15 protein-coding genes are annotated in these 17,831 nt (G+C 65.1%); 9 read left to right on the top strand and 6 right to left on the bottom strand.

The genetic code is table 11. The features are described 5' to 3' along the window. Positions 1–59: 59 nt before the first annotated feature. Genes ACZ46K_RS21320 through acuI form a run of 3 tightly spaced genes read right to left on the bottom strand, consistent with a single transcriptional unit; the run spans position 60 to position 3,988 of the window. Complete coding sequence (locus tag ACZ46K_RS21320; protein ID WP_464744651.1) at positions 60–1,766, bottom strand: class I adenylate-forming enzyme family protein; 1,707 nt, start codon at positions 1,764–1,766, stop codon at positions 60–62. A gap of 30 nt (positions 1,767–1,796) precedes the next feature. Beyond that, on the bottom strand, positions 1,797–2,993 hold the full coding sequence (locus ACZ46K_RS21315; RefSeq protein ID WP_464744649.1) for a MaoC family dehydratase: 1,197 nt from the start codon (positions 2,991–2,993) through the stop codon (positions 1,797–1,799). Between the two features lie 11 nt (positions 2,994–3,004). Further along, positions 3,005–3,988 carry an acrylyl-CoA reductase (NADPH) gene (gene acuI, locus ACZ46K_RS21310; RefSeq protein WP_464744647.1) on the bottom strand — a complete coding sequence of 328 codons (984 nt, stop codon included), beginning with the start codon at positions 3,986–3,988 and terminating at the stop codon, positions 3,005–3,007. Positions 3,989–4,436: 448 nt separating this feature from the next. Between acuI and ACZ46K_RS21305 the strand changes: the two genes are divergently transcribed. The 6 genes from ACZ46K_RS21305 (at position 4,437) to ACZ46K_RS21280 (ending at position 11,560) form a co-directional block, all read left to right on the top strand. Then, positions 4,437–5,822, top strand: a complete 1,386-nt coding sequence (locus ACZ46K_RS21305; protein WP_464744645.1) for an ABC transporter substrate-binding protein — start codon at positions 4,437–4,439, stop codon at positions 5,820–5,822. A gap of 155 nt (positions 5,823–5,977) precedes the next feature. Beyond that, positions 5,978–7,516, top strand: a complete 1,539-nt coding sequence (locus ACZ46K_RS21300) for an ABC transporter substrate-binding protein (protein WP_464744643.1) — start codon at positions 5,978–5,980, stop codon at positions 7,514–7,516. A gap of 48 nt (positions 7,517–7,564) precedes the next feature. Next, positions 7,565–8,530: an ABC transporter permease gene (locus tag ACZ46K_RS21295; RefSeq protein ID WP_464744641.1), complete on the top strand. Its 966-nt coding sequence runs from the start codon at positions 7,565–7,567 to the stop codon at positions 8,528–8,530. After that, a complete protein-coding gene (locus tag ACZ46K_RS21290; protein ID WP_464744639.1) occupies positions 8,527–9,447 on the top strand; it encodes an ABC transporter permease in 921 nt (306 codons plus the stop codon). The genes ACZ46K_RS21295 and ACZ46K_RS21290 overlap by 4 nt, the downstream gene beginning before the upstream one ends. Then, complete coding sequence (locus ACZ46K_RS21285; RefSeq protein WP_464744637.1) at positions 9,444–10,565, top strand: ABC transporter ATP-binding protein; 1,122 nt, start codon at positions 9,444–9,446, stop codon at positions 10,563–10,565. The genes ACZ46K_RS21290 and ACZ46K_RS21285 overlap by 4 nt, the downstream gene beginning before the upstream one ends. After that, positions 10,565–11,560, top strand: coding sequence for an ABC transporter ATP-binding protein (locus ACZ46K_RS21280; RefSeq protein WP_464744635.1), 996 nt, complete (start codon positions 10,565–10,567; stop codon positions 11,558–11,560). Before ACZ46K_RS21285 ends, ACZ46K_RS21280 begins: the two co-directional genes overlap by 1 nt. Positions 11,561–11,574: 14 nt before the next feature. Here the strand turns inward: ACZ46K_RS21280 and ACZ46K_RS21275 are convergent, their stop codons facing one another. Further along, on the bottom strand, positions 11,575–12,351 hold the full coding sequence (locus ACZ46K_RS21275; RefSeq protein WP_464744633.1) for an SDR family NAD(P)-dependent oxidoreductase: 777 nt from the start codon (positions 12,349–12,351) through the stop codon (positions 11,575–11,577). Between the two features lie 65 nt (positions 12,352–12,416). Further along, on the bottom strand, positions 12,417–13,928 hold the full coding sequence (locus ACZ46K_RS21270; RefSeq protein ID WP_464744631.1) for a class I adenylate-forming enzyme family protein: 1,512 nt from the start codon (positions 13,926–13,928) through the stop codon (positions 12,417–12,419). Between the two features lie 106 nt (positions 13,929–14,034). On the opposite strand from ACZ46K_RS21270, the gene ACZ46K_RS21265 reads away from it, so the two are divergent. From ACZ46K_RS21265 to ACZ46K_RS21255, 3 genes are read left to right on the top strand one after another with little or no spacing between them, the layout of a single operon-like run. Then, positions 14,035–15,333, top strand: coding sequence for a CaiB/BaiF CoA transferase family protein (locus ACZ46K_RS21265; protein WP_464744629.1), 1,299 nt, complete (start codon positions 14,035–14,037; stop codon positions 15,331–15,333). Continuing rightward, a complete protein-coding gene (locus ACZ46K_RS21260; protein ID WP_464744627.1) occupies positions 15,330–16,598 on the top strand; it encodes an acetyl-CoA hydrolase/transferase family protein in 1,269 nt (422 codons plus the stop codon). Before ACZ46K_RS21265 ends, ACZ46K_RS21260 begins: the two co-directional genes overlap by 4 nt. 1 nt (position 16,599) lies before the next feature. Further along, a complete protein-coding gene (locus ACZ46K_RS21255; RefSeq protein ID WP_464744625.1) occupies positions 16,600–17,367 on the top strand; it encodes an enoyl-CoA hydratase/isomerase family protein in 768 nt (255 codons plus the stop codon). Positions 17,368–17,475: 108 nt separating this feature from the next. Here the strand turns inward: ACZ46K_RS21255 and ACZ46K_RS21250 are convergent, their stop codons facing one another. Next, complete coding sequence (locus tag ACZ46K_RS21250; protein WP_054807758.1) at positions 17,476–17,721, bottom strand: DUF2631 domain-containing protein; 246 nt, start codon at positions 17,719–17,721, stop codon at positions 17,476–17,478. Positions 17,722–17,831: the final 110 nt, after the last annotated feature.

The following is a 17,831-nucleotide window of genomic DNA, read 5'->3' as shown; positions in this document are numbered from 1 at the left end:
CGAGAGGTCCTGCACACGCTTTCGGCGTGTGCAGGACCTCTCGCGTTCCGAGTGGTGAACTACGTTCGAAGACGTTTGATGGCGAGCTCCTTGATGTCGCTCGACTTGATCTTCGCGGTGCCGGTGAGGCTGATCTCCTCGTTGTCGAAGAACAGCACCTCCCGCGGAACCTTGTAGCTGGCGAGCCGCTCGCGTAGGTATCCGCGAATCCCGTCGACGTCGAGGCCGGCTCCCGAATGCGCCACGATGCACGAGACGACTACTTCCCCGAGTGTGTCGTGGGGAACGCCGACCGTGCGCGCCACCTTGACTCCGGGATGCGCGACGAGCGCTTCGTCGACCTCGAGGGGAGACACGTTCGCGCCGCCGGTCTTGATGATGTCCGTGAGCCGACCCTCCCAGTAGAGGCGTCCGGTGTCGTCGAGATAACCGCCGTCGCCGGTGTGGAAGAACCCGTGGTCGTCCACCGTCTCACTGAGCGGAGTACCGACGTACCCGAGCATCAACGTCGGACTCTTGACGCAGATCTCGCCTCGTTCACCCAGGGGTACTACCTCGCCGGTCAATGCGTCGACGATCCGGATCGTCACTCCGGGCAACGGCTTTCCGCTGCTGCCGGCGGCTACATCGGACGGGGTATTGGCCGGGTAACACGTACTGATCGTGAAGGTTTCGGTATTTCCGTACGCATGGCCCGGCTCGTACCACTCATCGGTCACCGTGGGATGACGTGCGACCGGGGTGTTGAAGTCGACGTAGTGGAGGCTGCTCAGATCCGCCTTGTCCCAGTTCGGTGCACCGACGAGCTGAGCCCACTGATGTGGCCATGCGAACGGGAAGTTCACTCGTTCCTTCTCGATGAGCTCGAGTGCTTCGCTCGGGTCGAAGGTGGGTTGCAACACCAGCGACCCACCACTGGCAAGGGTGTTGCCGAGCGCCATCGCGAAATTGCCCGACCAGAAGTAGCCGTTCGCCGTCCAGCACCGAATGTTCAGCTCCGGCGAGAACCCGTACATTCGCCGGAATCGCCACATCTGTATGGACACGCCGCGATGTGCGCTCAGAATGCCCTTCGGCTTGCTGGTGGAACCGGACGAGAAGAACAGCACGGCCACATCGCTTGGCAGGACTGCCGCGGCGGAGGCCTCGACAAGTTCCCGGGACTGCGGTTCGCCGTGGGTGAGGAACTCGTCCCACGACTCGATCGACTCGCCTTCGGCCTTCTTCCCGACCATCGCGACATGCCGAAGGAACGGAAACTTCGCCGAATGCACCTCGGCGGCCCCGGCTGTCCCGATCTGCGGTTCCAGATCGGTCAGCGCCGCGGCGAAGTCGGTCTTCAGAACGTTGCGTTCGAACAGCAGGATCTCCACACCCGAGGTCTCGAGCATGTAGTCGAGCTCCGACGGGGTCGAGAACGTGCTGAGTGTGACTGCGACGCCCCCCGCGAGGGAGGCGCCGAAGACCGCCGTGATCCATTCTGGGCGGTTCGTCATCAGCACGCCCACGCGCCCGTCCTTCGCGAGGCCGAGTCCCCGCAGCGCGCGGGCTACGTCGATCGCCCGCTCCCACAGTTCGGAGTAGGTCCATCGGGTGACCCCGTCGGCTCCGTGCATCACGAGCGCTTCGCGATCGCCGTACAGCTCGGTCACCTCGTGCAGGAAACCGGGCAAGGTGAGTGCTCCGAGCCCGGGTTCGTCGCTCAGCGGTGGTCCCGACACGATCGAAACAGAGTCCACCGATTCTGCCTTCGTCTCAGTACTCATGGGTGACTTCCTGTTGTCTGCTCGGTGCCGCTAGAGCGGCAGCTCGACCTCGGCGAGGGAGGACACGAGGACGTTGCCGTCCTGGTTTGTCAGCCGGAGCTTGACCTGGACGAGCGGTACGCCCCAGGTCGACATGGGTTCCTTGTCGACGATCTCGGCATCGAAGTACGTGACGTCGCCTTCGAAGGAGGGCCCGCGGAAATCCGATTTGATGTGGCGCACCATGCCGTCGAGGCCCGCCCAGTTGGCGAGGAAGTCGGTGCACCACGCGCCCATCGTGGCGCCGTATCCGTAGGCGCGCGCCATGCCGACTTCGCCGGCCTTCTCCTCGTCGATGTGTCCGCGCGAAGGGCCGACGTAGAGACCGTCACGTTTGCGCGGATCGATCTTGGCGCCTTCCTCGTCGAAGCCGAATCCTTCGACCCAGCCCGGATCCTGGTAGACCCACGGATCTTCGATGCCTTCGGGCGCGACCCACTCGAATGTGCCCCAGATGTTGAAGAGGAACGCGCGGTACTCGGTGGTGAACGAAGCGATGGTGTGGGGTCCGAGGACACGTCGGGGCAGTGTGTCGCCGACCTTGACTTCGTCGAACCGAGGAGAGATCCCGGATCGGGTCGTCAGGAGCCATTCGTAGCGGAGGTTCTCGATCTCGAGCAGTTCGGCGTTGGTCCACTTCTTCTTTTCGCCGAGTTGGTTCTCGTACATGCCGCGCTTGGTGGCCTCGGCCGAGAGGTAGCGGATCGCGGTGGAACGCTCCTTGGCGACGAGGACACCGTTCTGATTCTTGTGGACGGTGTCGCCGCGCGAGAACATGGTGGGGCCGGCGAACTTCGTTTCCGTCACCTTGTAGTCGTGGAAGCGTCGCTCCTGGAACAGCTTGTCGCCCGGGCGGACCGGGCAGCCGTAGAACCACCATTCCTCGCCGCCGAAGATGAGATGACTCTCGGGGATGTATCCCACGCAGGCGGGGGCCGCGCCGTGGCCGTAATCCAGCCCCACCGCGATCGATTGGGGGGCAATGATGCCACCGAACCGGGAATTTCGCGCGAACTCGTGGTCCCAGTGGATCGGGTTCGGGTTGTCCATCGCCATGACCCATCGGCGGATGTCGGAGGTACTGCACGGATCCCACAGCTGTCCGCCACCGACGGGCTTGCCGACCCGATGGTCGACGTCGGACAGGTCGAGCTCTACGGGCTTGGTGTCTACGGGCTTCTTCGTCACATGCACTCCTGTTATCGATTGACGTCGACGACGATGCGGCCGCGCACCGTGCCGTCCATGAGCTGGTTCGCTGCGGTGATCGCCTCCTCCAGCGACACCTCCTGGGTGATTGTGTCGAGCGTGCTCGCTTCGAGATCGCGGGACAGGCGTGCCCACGCGGTGAGGCGCCGTTCGCGCGGTGCCATCACACTGTCGATCCCGAGCAGTGACACCCCGCGAAGGATGAAAGGCGCCACCGAGGCCGGGAAATCCATGCCCTGTGCCAGTCCGCACGCGGCCACGGCACCGCCGTAACGGGTCTGTGCGCACGCGTTGGCGAGGGTATGGCTGCCTGCGGTATCGACAACGCCTGCCCACCGCTCCTTCTGCATGGGCTTTCCGGCCGAGGAGAGTTCGGCGCGGTCGATGACGGTTGCGGCGCCCAGCTGCTGCAGGTATTCGGCCTCGGCTGTCTTACCGGTTGCAGCGGCCACTGTGAACCCGGCCTTCGTCAACAGAGCGATCGCGACGCTGCCGACACCACCCGTTGCGCCGGTGACCAGGATTTCGCCCTGATCGGGGGTGACGCCGAAGTTCACCAGGGCATCCACACACAGGCTCGCCGTGTACCCGGCCGTGCCGATCGCCATCGCCTGCCGCGCAGTGAATGCCTCGGGCAGGGGGATCAGCCAGTCGCCCTTCAGTCGTGCCTTCTGGGCGAACCCGCCCCAGTGGGTCTCGCCGACGCCCCAGCCGTTGAGGACCACGCGGTCGCCGGCTTTCCACTCCGGGTGGGAGCTGTCGGAGACGACGCCCGCCGCATCGATGCCGGGGACCATCGGAAACGTGCGCACCACTGGGGATTTACCGGTGATGGCCAACGCGTCCTTGAAGTTCAACGTGGAATATTCCACGTCGACGGTGACGTCCCCTTCTGGGAGTGCCGATTCTTCGATGCTCGTGCGCGTCACCGTTTGGCCGGCTTCGCCCTTCTCGATCACTACTGCCGAAAACATCAGAAACCGATTTCCTTCCTCAGCCCACCCGGGCACGTACGGAGGTTGCGCTCGGTTCGCACGCTACTTCAATCATTACAAGGATGGCAATACTTGAATGTTGGTGCGCAAATGGTGATACTTCCTGTGATCGGCATCACGCCCGGGTGTCTCGACTATCCGGATCGTCGATTTCTGTACGCCGATTTCCGTTGCCGTACCTCGACCTCCGACTGTCCGCGGGTCCTGCCCTGAGACGACTCCATTCTTGTGAGAGGCCATGATGTTTCGACACAGACGTGTACTGTCAGCAGCTGCAGGGGTATTTGCTGCCGTCCTTCTCCTGAGCTCGTGCGGCGACTCGGGTTCGGATGGCTCGAGCGCACCGAGTGAATCGGGAGACCCCGTCGCCGGAGGCACGCTCGAGGTCCTGCAGACCGGGGAACCTCGATCGCTCGATCCCGCAGCGTTGACCAATTACTGGGCATTCCAGCCCACACTCGGGAATGCGCTGTACGGCACCTTGATGGTCAACGACGTCGAGACCCTCGAGATCGAATACAAGATGGCCACCGAGTTCTCGACAACTGACGGCGGTAAGACGTTCACCCTGAAGTTGCAGCCCGACCTCGTCTTCACCGACGGCACACCGCTCGACGCTGCCGCCGTGAAGTACAACTGGGATCGTCTGACGGATCCGACATTGGGATCCACGTCGGGGCGGTGGGCGTCGCAGATCGCCGAGACACGGGTCGAGGACCCGACCACGCTCGGTGTCACGATGAGATCCGAGAATCCGCACTACGCACAGGCGGTCGTGGGGAGTTCGCTGAACTGGATCGCATCCCCAGCAGCGCTCGAACAGGGACAGGCAGCATTCGACGAGAACCCCATCGGTGCAGGACCGTTCACCTTGGAATCGTGGGCACGTCAGGACGCTGTCACGCTGACCAAGAACCCGGACTACTGGGATGCGCCCAAACCGTACCTGGACAGCCTCACGATCCGTACCGTGAGCGACACCAACCAGCGCGTGAACGCGATGACCACCGGCGCAGCGGATCTCGCGTCGGAGACGAACTGGGAGAGCATCGACAAGCTCGAGAATGCGGGCCTGAACGCCGAAGTCGTCGCGACCGGTGGCGGTCAGTTCATGGGCATGAACTTCCGGCGTGCACCGTTCGACGACGAGCGTGCACGTCGGGCTGTGGCACTCGCCGTCGACCTCGAGGCGATCAACACCGCGGTCTACAACGGCATGGGTGAGATTCCGGAAACGCTCTTCGCGGAGAGTTCGCCGTTCTTCTCCGACGTTCCTCTCAAGGAGACCGACCCCGAGACCGCACAGAAACTGTTCGACGAACTCGCCGCCGAAGGCAAGCCGGTGTCGTTCTCGTTCCTGTCGTACCCGACCACCGAGAGCAGGACCCTCGGTGAGGCCTTGCAGGCGCAGCTCAGTGCATTCGAGAACGTCGAGGTGAGGGTCGACGTGGTCGACTACCCGCAAGCGGTGGCTCGGACGGGGTCCCATGATTTCGACATGCTGATTTCCTCGGCCGTCATCCAGGATCCCGACTCCCCGTTGTGGTTGGCTTTCCACAGTGCCTCCTCCGGCAACAACGTGGGGGTGTCCGATCCCGAGCTCGATGCCGCGCTCGACGCCGGCCGCATCTCGGAGAGTGTGGACGAGCGCAAACCCGCATACAACACAGTGCAGGAGCGTCTGGCCGAACTCGTCCCGGGCATCTGGTACTACCGCGCCGTTCCCGGCGTGGTGTGGGCCGACAACGTGCATGGCGTCGAGGTGTATGCGCTCGGATCGCCGTTGCCCGAGGAAATCTGGGTCACCGAATAGGCCCGACCGCGAATCTCGGAAGTTCCTGCTGCGGGTAGCAGTCCGGACGGGGTGGTACCCGCAGCAGGCCGGAACTACGACAGGAGTGCAAGGTGCCAGTGAGTCGACCGCATGTGCTGCCGAGCCGCAGTGCACGGCGAGGGATTTCTCGACCGTTGCTTGTAGCCGTCGCGTCGGTCCTGGTGGCCGCCGGGTGCGGCGGCGGGGGTTCGTCCGGCGGTGGAGGAGCAGGTTCCGACACTCCCGTACCCGGCGGTGAGCTGGTGATGGCCATCAATGTCGAGGGCAAGACGATGGATCCGGTGTGGTGCGCCACCAACGCATTCGAACGATGCGCGCCCGTGTTCGGAACCCTCCTGCGCTACGACGTCGAGAACGAGCAGTTCGTGCCCTCGATGGCGTCGTCGTTCGAATCCGAGGACGGCCGGACCTGGACCCTGAAGCTGCGGGAGGGCGTCCGGTTCAGCGACGGCACCCCGTTCGACGCGGACGCTGTCGTCGTCAATTGGGATCGCATCAAGGATCCTGCGAACCTCTCACCGTCCGCGCTGGTCGCGGCTCCGCTCACGTGGCGGGTCGTCGACCCGCTCACCGTCGAGGTCGTCGCGGAACAGACCGACTTCCAGCTGCCCTGGGCGTTGGCACAGGGCCTGGGCATGATCGGATCGCCGACCGCGATCGCGCAACTCGGTCCCGATTTCGGGAACGCGCCGATCGGTGCGGGCCCCTTCACTCTGGACGCGTGGATCCGCAACTCCGAAGCCACCTATACGGCCAACCCGAATTACTGGGACGAGGGGGCCCCGTATCTCGACAGCTACGTCCTCCAGGTCATCGGCCAGGACGACCAGCGTCTGAATGCGTTGCGGGCCGGTGAGATCGACATCGACTGGTCGCTGCTCGCCAAGGACGCCAAGGCGATCGAGGCGGAGGGTTATACGGTCCACAGCCTCCCGCTCGTCGGCGGAACCGGTCTCAACTTCAACCTCGAAGACCCCGACCTGAAGGACCCGCAGCTGCGCCTCGCTATCCTGAAGACATTCGACAGCGCCCAGATCAACAGCGCCGTGTACCCGGGCGACGAAACGGTCGACGCGTTCCTCTACCCCGACAGTCCCTACCGGGACGACTCGCTCGGAAAGTTCCCCGAGAAGGACGTCGAAGGCGCGCAGAAGCTGTTCGACGAGTATCTGGACCGGACCGGCAAGTCCGATCTGACCTTGCGTCTGAGCACCTTCGCGGGTCTGCCCGCACTCGAACAGGTGGCGCAGATCCTGCAGTCGCAGGCGCAGCAGATCGACGGACTCACCATCCAGATCGACGCCATGGACTACGCCACGCTCGAAGGCGCCCTCAACGCGGGTGACTTCCAACTCGGCGTCGCGGCGGCCCTGTCGCAGAACATGGACGGGATCTACGAGCGGTTCCACTCCAACGGCACACGCAATATCACCGGCTACTCGAATCCGGAGGTGGACGAAGCATTCGAGACGAGCCGGGCGTCGCAGGACCCGCAGGTGGTCTCAGCGGCCTACGAGGTGATCAACGGGGAGATCTCCAACGACGCACCGTTGCGGAACTGGCGATACCAGACCGGATACCTCTTCACCCAGGACTACGTGAAGGACCTGATCATCACGGGTACGCCGAGCGGAGCAGGCGTCTACCTGGATGAAGCATGGATCGACAAGTAACAGGGGGAGCCGGTAGCGGGCGACGAGAGACGAAGAGGTGATCGAAGCGTGGTCGGATCCTCGATCAAGCGAAGCGCGGTGTCCGTCGGGAATTTCCTCCTGCTGGTCTCCATGGTCAGCGTGGCGGTGTTCCTCCTTCTGGAGTTGATTCCCGGCGACCCCGTCGACGCACTGGTGCCACCGGGCGCGTCCGACGAGATGCGCGAGCTCGCCCGCGAGAGCTACGGACTGTCGGATCCACTCGTGGAGCGGTACTTCTCGTGGATCGGCGGAGTCCTCCAGGGCGACTTCGGGCGCTCGTTCACCACGCAGACACCGGTGCTGACGTCGCTCGCAGAACGAGCACCGGTATCTCTGGAACTCGCGATCCTGTCGATGGTGGTGGCCCTCGCGATTTCGCTGCCCATCGGTGTCTGGTCGGCGTACCGCCCCGGCGGCCGCGTCGACAGGATTGCGACAGCACTGACGTCGGCCACGCTCGCCATACCGTCGTTCGCGCTGGGAGTACTGCTCGTCTTCGTGTTCGGCGTGCTGCTCGGGTGGCTCCCGACCCTCGGATGGACGCCGTTCTCCGAGGACCCGATCGAGCACATCCGGTATCTCGTACTGCCCGTCATGACCTTGGCTGCGGGTGAATGCGTGTTGTTCACCCGCCTGCTCAAAGGCGACATGATGGCGACTCTCCAGCAGGATCACGTGCTCTCGGCGCGGGCACGCGGGCTGCCCACCTGGCGCATCCTGACCCGGCACTCGCTGCGACAATCCTCGTTCTCCCTGATCACCGTGTCCGGCGTGGTGATCGGCCGGCTCATCGGTGGAACGGTCATCGTCGAACTGATCTTCTCCCTACCGGGAATGGGCACGCTGGTGGTCAACTCGATCCTCTCTCGCGACTTCATCGTCGTTCAGGCGGTGGTTCTGCTCAGTGCGCTGCTCTACCTGCTGATCAACACCGTTGTCGATGTCGCCTACCCGTGGCTCGACCCGCGCGTGCGGAAAGTGAGTGGATCGTGACAGACCTCGTCCGGAAGGACCACGACATCGGAACACCCGAACAGGTGGCTGCGATCGGTATGACCGCCGCCGCGGTTCCGGCCGCGGTGAAACCGTCTCGCCGACACCGGCGACGCGACTACGGTGCGTTGCTCGGCGCCGTCTGGATAGGACTCGTCGTCCTCGCGGCCCTGACCGCGCAGTGGCTACCACTGCCCGACCCCAACGAGATCACCGACGAGTTCAGCGCGACCCCGGGGTGGGGAGCGCACCCGCTCGGGACGGACTCGCTGGGCCGCGACACCCTTTCGCGATGCATCTACGGCGCGCGGGTGTCGATGACGGTGGCCATCGTCGGTACGACCGTGGCGATGGTCATTGGGGTCACGGCGGGGATGGTCGCCGGATACGTCCGAGGCCCGCTGGACCGGGTCATCTCACTCGTCATCAACTTCCTGCTCTCGTTTCCGGCACTGATCTTCCTCATCGCACTGGTGGCCGCGCTCGGTCCGAGTCTGTCGACGCTGGTGCTCGGCCTCGCACTGCTCGGTATCCCCAACTTCGCGCGTGTCGCGCGGGCAAACACGATCGCGTTCTCCGAACGTGAATTCGTCACGGCTGCCAAGGCACTCGGAGCGGGAACATGGAGGGTGCTTACTCGGGAGCTGCTCGCGAATGTGATGTTGCCCGTCATGTCGCTCGCGCTCGTGGTGATGGCGACACTCGTCGTCGCCGAGGGCAGCTTGAGCTTCCTCGGGCTCGGGGTTCCCCCACCCACGCCGAGCTGGGGCGGGATGCTCGCGGCCGGCCGCGAATCCCTGCGGGAATACCCGCATCTCGTGCTGATCCCCATGCTGTTCTTCTTCCTCACCGTGTACTCGTTCAACAAGCTGGGCGACTGGGTGCGCGGCCGAGTCGGCAAGGAGTCGTCCGTATGAGTGGTGTCGAGAGTCTCGAGAAGGAAGCCGAGAGGTCGGAGGCTGCCGCGCAGAAGGCGTCGCTGTTGGAGGTGCGTGATCTTCGCGTCTGGTTCGATACGCCACGCGGCCTGGTCCGTGCGGTCGACGGCGTCGATCTGACGGTCGATGCCGGACGAACACTCGGCATCGTCGGGGAATCCGGCTCGGGAAAGTCCGTATTGTCACGGGCGATCATGAAGATTCTCGCGCCCAGCGCTCAGGTGCGGCCGGGCAGTGAGATCCGCTTCAACGGTGTGGATCTGGCGACCGTGTCGCCGAAGAAGAACAAGCATCTGTGGGGCGTCGATCTGTCGATGGTGTTCCAGGACCCCATGACCTCCCTCACTCCGGTCATGACGATCGGGCAGCAACTCACCGAAACCCTCCGATTCCACCTGAACCTCGACCGAGCGCAGGCGAAGGCCGAAGCGATCCGATTGCTGACGCTGGTGGGGATACCCGAACCGGCAAGCCGGTTCGCTCAACATCCGCACCACCTGTCCGGTGGCATGCGGCAACGTGTCACGATCGCGCTGGCGATCGCGTGCTCTCCGACGCTGCTCATCGCCGATGAACCGACCACTGCTCTCGATGTCACGGTGCAGCAGCAGATTCTCGATCTTCTCCAAGGTCTGCAGCAGAAATCGAATATGGGGATGATCCTGATCACCCACGACCTCGGTGTCGTGGCAGGGCGTGCTGATTCGATCGCCGTGATGTACGCGGGCAGAATCGTGGAAACAGGGCCGACGCGGCAACTCTTCGCACACATGCGACATCCGTACACCCGGGCCCTGATCGAGGCGATTCCGCGGCTCGCCCACCCGAGTCACACCTACCTGCCCTCGATTCCGGGGCGTCCACCCACGATCGTCGATCCTCCACCCGGATGCAGTTTCGCGCCGAGATGCCCGTCGGCGCAATCCCGATGCCTGATCGAATCTCCGGTGCTCGTCGCCTCGCCCGATTCGCGAGCGCATTCCGCGGCGTGCTTTTTCCCGCTCGGGACTCCGTCGGGGGAGAGAGCCCGCGCAACGAACGTCGCCGCGGGTGTCACCGCGGCGGGCACACTCGTCGACTCGAGGGACGTGAACTGATGGCAGGCAGTGGACTGGCGCACTTGCGCGACGACGACGATGTGGTGTTGAGCGTCCGGAATCTCACGGTGGAGTACGCCGGACGGGGGAGTGAGCGGGTCTTCGCCGTATCGGATGTGAGCCTGGACGCCAGGCGAGGAGAAACGATCGGTCTCGTCGGCGAATCCGGATGCGGAAAGTCGAGCGTCGCCAAGGCGATCATGCAATTACCTGCGCCCACAGCGGGATCGGTGGTCGTCGACGGATCGAACATCGTCGGGCTCCGCGCATCCGCATTGCGCGGACACCGGCGGACACTGCAGATGATCTTCCAGGACCCGATCTCCTCTCTGAATCCTCTGCGCAAGGTCAAGGACATCATTGCGGAGGGACTGAGGATCCAGGGAGGCGTGAGCAAGGCCGACGTCGACAAGCGGACCAGAGACATGATCGAACGGGTCGGGCTCGATCCCGATACCGCCCCGGATCGTCGACCGCACGAGTTCTCCGGTGGTCAGTGCCAGCGGATCTCGATCGCTCGCGCGATGATCCTGGATCCGGAGATCGTGATCTGCGACGAACCGGTGTCGGCGCTCGACGTCTCGGTACAGGCGCAGATCATCAACCTGCTCGAAGAGATGAAACAGCGCTACCGGCTCACCATGGTGTTCATCGCGCACGACCTGGCGGTGGTGAAGAACGTGAGCGACCGCGTGGTCGTCATGTATCTCGGAAAGGTCTGTGAGGTCGCCGGTTCCGACGACCTGTTCACGTCCCCCGTGCATCCCTACACTCGTGCGCTGATCGACTCGATTCCGGATCCGGATCCCGATGCGCAGGTGCCGTCGGCCGTCCTGAGCGGCGACCTGCCGTCTCCGTTGAATCCGCCGAGCGGATGCCGGTTCCGCACCAGGTGCCCGGCCGCGCAGGAGCAGTGCGCGGCCGAAGAACCGGAGATCCGTGAGCTGCGACCGGGACATTTCGCGGCATGCCACTTCCCAGTCGGGGTGGGGTGAGTTCCCCGGCGCGGCTATCGCGCCGTCCAGCCGCCGTCGACAACGACGGTCTGGCCCGTGACATAGCTTCCTGAGTCGCCGGCCAGCCATACGACGGCACCGACGATGTCGTCGGGCGTGCCCTCTTTCGGGAGCGGGGTGTTGCGGCGCAGGTACTCGGTCGCGCGTTCGCTTTCGTAGAGGGGGCCCGTGATCTCGCTGCGGAAGAACCCCGGCGCGACGGTATTGACGCGGATCGAGTGCCGGGCCCACTGCACGGCCAGTTCCGAGGTGAGGCCGGACAGTCCGAGTTTGCTTGCCGCATAGGATGCCTGAGGGATTCCGGGGACACCCACGCGTCCACTGATCGACGAGATGTGGATGATCGAGCCTCGACCGACCGCGCGCATGTGCGGGAACACGTCCTGGGCGAGGCGGAACGGCGCGAGCAGATTGAGGTCCATGGTGCGCCGGATCGCGTCGAGCGGTTCGTCCTCGGCGCGCTCCTCGGTGAACATGCTGCCCGCGCCGTTGATCAGGATCTCCGGTGGGCCGAGCAGTTCGACCACGGCCGGTACGACGGTGCCGACCTGATCGACATCCGACAGGTCGCACGCGACCGCGACGCCTCCGATCCGCTCGGCGAGCTCTTCGAGGCGATCTTTTCGCCGGGCTACCACGGCAACCCGCGCGCCGAGCGACGCGAGAGTCTCGGCCACCGTGGCGCCGAGACCCGACGACGCACCGGTGACGATCGCAACCCGGCCTTCGAGGCCGAACATTCGTGCGGCGGTATCTCGGTTCAACGCCACAGGGAGTCTCCTTGGGTAGGGTGCATGACGAATTCTTGCAGAGACAGGGGCCGAGGGCGGACCCTTCAGATCGCGCCGGAACGACGGTGCGCGTCGATCAGCTCGGGAAGTCCGGCGCGCTGGATCTTGCCCATCGCGTTGACGGGCAGGGCGTCGACCCTGGTCCAGACCTCCGGAACCTTGTACGGCGAGAGTTCGCGCCGGCAGAGTTCGGTAAGTGCATCGAAATCGGGTTGCTCGACCGGGCTTTCGATCACCGCGGCGACCCGTTGCCCGAGCCGATCATCGGGGACCGGATATACGGCGACCTTGGTGACGTCGGGGTGGTTCCCGATGACTCGCTCGACCTCGAGTGGGTACACGTTGGCGCTGCCCCGGATGATGACGAGTTTCTTGCGGTCCAACACCGTCAGGCTGCCGTGCTCGTCGACGGTTCCGATATCGCCGGTGGCAACGGGTCCGGGCTCCGCCGGACGAACTGCACCGTCCTCGAGATATCCGAGCATCGGTGTCCACACGTGCGCCCACGGACCGCTGCTCGCCGCGGTCAGCCGCAGTTCACCTAGTTCACCCGGGGCGAGACGTCGACCCGCGTCGTCGTAGGCGGCGACATCGAGGTGCGGTAGGACTGTTCCGCTGGAGCGTGGCTGCCACTCGTCACCGACGGGATCGATCGACACGACGGTGGGTGCCTCGGTCAGGCCGTAGGTGACGCGGGGGTTCAGGTGGTGTGCGTCGGCGAACGCTCGGCGCAACGCATCGGGAGTGTCGCTGCCGCCGCTCCAGACCTCCTTCAGGGAGCCGAGGTCGAGGTCGGGACGCGCGACGAGATCGTAGATCTGAGCGGGAGCACCGTTCCACACTGTGACCTTCCTCGTGGTGATCCATTCGGAGACGCCCTCGAGATCGCGTCGGTTCATCACCACTGCGCATCCGCCGGCCTGCGCAGTGAGCAGTGTGGACAGCACCATGAGGTTGAGGATCGTGAACGGGAAGCTGTCGCCTTTGCGCAGATCCGGGCCGTACCCGCGGGTGGCGACCAGGACCGCGCCCGGAAGCAGGAGATTGCGCTGGCTGTGGACCACTGCCTTGGGCTTGCCGGAAGTGCCACTCGTGAACGCGATTCCGGCGGGTGCATCGACGTCCAGGTCGAGCGCGGGCGCATCGTTCCCGCGGGCGAGCACTTCGTCCCACCTGTCCGGTTCTACTCGGCCCGGAGTGGTGAGCTTGCAGTGTTCACCGGCGAGGGCAACCGTCGGTGTGCAGAGGTCGTGGAGGTATTGCTGCTCGGTGGTGGGGAGGGCTTCGCCGATGCCGGCCCAGACGGCTCCGATTCGTTGTGTGCCGTGGAAGGCCGCGACGATGTCCAGATCGTTGGGGAGGCATGCTGCGACCCGGTCTCCGGGGCGCACCCCGAGCGACCACAGGGCACCGGCGGCCCGGCGGGCCTGGTCGTCGAGATCCGAGTACGACCAGATGCCCGAGGCGGCTTCGACTGCGGGCGCATTCGGGCGCTCCGCGAGCGCCGCATCGAGAACTCTGTCGATCGTTCCCGGGATGGCATTGTTTTCGTCCACCCACCAGTCATACCACTATCCTTGTAAAGATTCATCTGATAGTTTGGCGCCCACCCGGACGGATGCACATCCGGGACTTCCGACCCGACGCCGCGAGGTTCTGTCCATGAAACACCCAGGTCCCTTGTCCGGAGTGCGTGTCGTCGATCTGACGGCGATGGTGATGGGTCCCTACTGCACCCAGATCATGGCCGACATGGGAGCCGACGTCGTCAAGATCGAACCGCCCGCCGGCGACAACACCCGGTATATCTCGGTAGGACCGGAACCGGGCATGGGCGGTGTGTTCGTCAATGTCAACCGGGGTAAACGCAGCGTCGTCCTCGATCTTCGATCCGAGGAGGGTGCCGCGACCCTGCGCGGACTCATCGCCGACGCCGACGTGTTCATCCACTCGATGCGCGCTACCGCGATCGCCCACCTCGGATTCGGGTACGACGAGGTCGCGGCGCTGAATCCCTCCATCGTGTACACGAATTGCTACGGGTACGGCCGCGGCGGTCCAGACTCGAATCTCACCGCATACGACGACACCATCCAGGCGGAATGCGGACTGCCGTCCGTGCAGGAGCAGTTGACGGGCGAATCCGGCTATGTCGGCACCATCATCGCGGACAAGGTGGCCGGACTGACCGCCCTGTACGCCACCATGATGGCGCTGTTCCATCGTGAACGGACGGGGGAGGGGCAAGAGGTCGAGGTCGCGATGTTCGAGACCATGGCGGCCTTCATGCTCGTCGAACACGGCAACGGGGCGATGTTCACGCCGCCGTTGGGCCCCGCGGTGTATCCCCGCGTGGTGGCGCCCAACCGGAAGCCGTACCGCACCAAGGACGGTCGGATCGCGGCGCTCGTCTACAACGACAAACAATGGACCGCGTTCGTCGAGGCCGTGAAACCACATTGGGCCGGAGAACATTTCGCGACGCTCGCTCAGCGTGCCGCACGCATCGACGAGGTCTACCGGCTGCTCGGCGACACCTTCCTCGAACGCACGACACAGGAGTGGCTCGATCTCCTTCGCTCCCATGACATCCCGGCGGCACCCGTCCGAACGCTCGACGAGCTGTTCGATAACCCGCACCTCGAGGAAGTCGGCTTCTTCGAGGATGTCGAATCGCCTTACGGCACGGTCCGATTCCCTGGGCCCCCGGCCTGGTTCTCGCGCACACCCGGACGCATCTCGGGGCCCGCGCCCAGGCTCGGGGCGAACACCGACGAGATCATCGACGACCTGCGTGTCCCCGCCGCGGTGCGGCTCGGGAACACCGCCGCGGTGCGGCTCGGGAACACCGCCGCGGTGCGGCTCGGGAACACCGCCGCGGTGCGGGACGAAAACACCGCCGCGGTGCGGGACGAAACCACCGCCGCGGTGCGGGACGAAACCACCGAGCGTGACGCATGAACGTCCTGGCGGCACCCGACATCGACGTCCGCGAGTTCCTGCGCCCCGGCGACCGCATCGTGATCGGGCAGGCCTGCGGCGAACCTACGACCCTCATAGAGGCCTTGATCGCCCAGGGCAACGACATCGGCGACCTCACTGTGTTCGTCGCGACCAGCTTCTCCGGGATCTTCAGCCCCGAGACGGCAGGCAGCTTCAGACTGTCGAGCATGGGCGCGATCGGCGCGCTGCGGTCGATGACGAAAGCGCATTGCCTCGACGTCATCCCGTGCCACGTCAGCCAGGTCGGGCCGATGATCGAGGCCGGTATCCTCGGATGCGACGTGGCCTTCGTCCAGGTGAGCGAAGCCGATGCCGACGGGAATCACAGCTACGGACTCATCAGCGACTACGTGCAGGCCGCGGTGCGCAAGGCCCGGGTCGTGGTCGCGGAAGTCAACAGCCAGGTGCCGTTCACGCAAGGCCTGATGCTGCCCGAGTCGAGGATCGACTACGCCGTGCACACTTCGCGCCCGCCCGTCGAGGTGCCACCGGCCCGGATCAGCGACATCGACGAGGCGATCGCGCGACATGCCGCCGACTACATCGGTGACGGTTCCGTCATCCAGATGGGAGTCGGTGCGGTCCCCGACGCGCTGCTGCGGCTGCTGTCGGATCGCAAGGACCTCGGGGTCCATTCGGGGATGCTCGGGGACGGCCTCGTCGATCTCGTCGAAGCGGGTGCGGTGACCAACGCGCGCAAGCGAATCGACCGGGGGGTGTCCATCACCGGAGCGCTCATCGGTACCGGGCGCCTCTACGATTTCGCGCACGACAACCCGCAGATCAGAATGTGTCCCACCGCGTATACCCACGACGCGGTCGTGCTCGCGCAGTTGGAGCGGCTCGTCACCATCAATTCGGCGATGGAGGTGGATCTGACCGGTCAGGTCAATGCAGAGCAGAGCGGCGCGGCCTATCTCGGCGGGACCGGCGGCCAGGTGGATTTCGTGCGTGCGGGGTCCCGGTCGCCGGGAGGCCACGCCATCATGGCCCTGCCTGCGACCGCGAAGGCCGGCACGATCAGCCGGATCACTGCGACGTTGTCGGGCCCGGTCACCACGGCCCGCAGCGATGTCGACGTGATCGTCACCGAGTTCGGTGCGGCGGATCTTCGCGGTCGCTCGCTCGCTGAGCGGGCCCGGCGACTGATCGCCATCGCCCACCCCGACTTCAGAGAACACCTGGCGCGTGACGCCCACACGATCGAGCAGCGAGGCTTCTGAAATGAGCGACGCCGTATTGTTCGATGCCCGCGAGGACGGTATCGCGATCATCACACTCAACCGCCCCGAGGCGCGCAATTGCCTCGCCAAGGATGTCCGCGAGGGCCTGTACGCCGCGTGGGAACGGTTCGAATCCGACCCCGCGCTGCGCGTCGCGATTCTGACCGGAGCGGGCGACAGGGCGTTCTGCGCCGGCGGCGATCTCAAGGAAATGGTGCAGACCGGGATGCGGGTGCCGCCCCGCGATCTGATCCCCGTGCCGTACGACAACGTCGAGCTGACCAAACCGACCATCGCGGCGGTCAACGGCGCCGCGTTCGCCGGGGGATGGCTCCTCGCCCAGTCCTGCGACCTGGCTGTCGCGAGCACCACCGCCACATTCGCGGTGACCGAGGTGAAGGTGGGCAGGAGCTCACCGTGGGCATCGCCCCTGATCCATATGATCCCGCAGCGGATCATGATGGAGATCCTGCTCACCGGTAAACCCATCACGGCGCAGCGCGCCTACGAGATCGGACTCGTCAACCGGATCGCGGATCCACCCGCGTTGCTCGACGCTTCACTCGAACTCGCACGCGAGATTCTCGCCGGCGCGCCGCTGTCGGTCAGAGCGGCGCGGGAGACGGTGATGCTCGCCACGGAAATGGGCCGATCGGCCGCCCTACAGGCCGCGCGGCACGCGTCCGAATATTGCTATACCAGCGACGACGCACAGGAAGGACCGAGGGCGTTCGCGGAGCGGCGCGCGCCCGAATGGTCCGGGCACTGACAGCGGGATCGGGGGAGGGGCCGGTCCCGAATACGACGACACCCGAGGTGCGCGTTCGTGCACTCTCGGGTGTTCGTGTGTGCGTCCTTCTCGGACGGATCCGCGGATCTACCGGGGCTTGCGGCGCCGGACGATGTCGCGAACCAGGAGGAAGACGATCGCGGCCGCGAAGCCGATCAGGTACAGGTCCTCGACCAGGCCGCTGTGGTTGCCGATCATCATCAGCAGCAGAAACGCTGCGAAGAACCAACCCAGGAAGCGGAACAGCCGCGGAGCTTCACCGCTCCATCCCCACTCGGCCGACGGCACTTCTGCCGTGTCGACGTGAGTGGACTGCAACTCGGTACCGGCCACCGTTGTTCCTCCTGCTCGCCAGATGCTGGTGTTGCCGCTAATCGTGACATACGACCGCCCGTCGTATGAAGTGGGGGCCGCGCTGCGCGCGTCGGATTCGTCCCGGTCCG

The organism is Rhodococcus sp. JCM 9793, from assembly GCF_055380405.1.
Note: the sequence above shows the minus strand (reverse complement) of the source record. Positions and strands in the feature narration are given on the sequence as shown.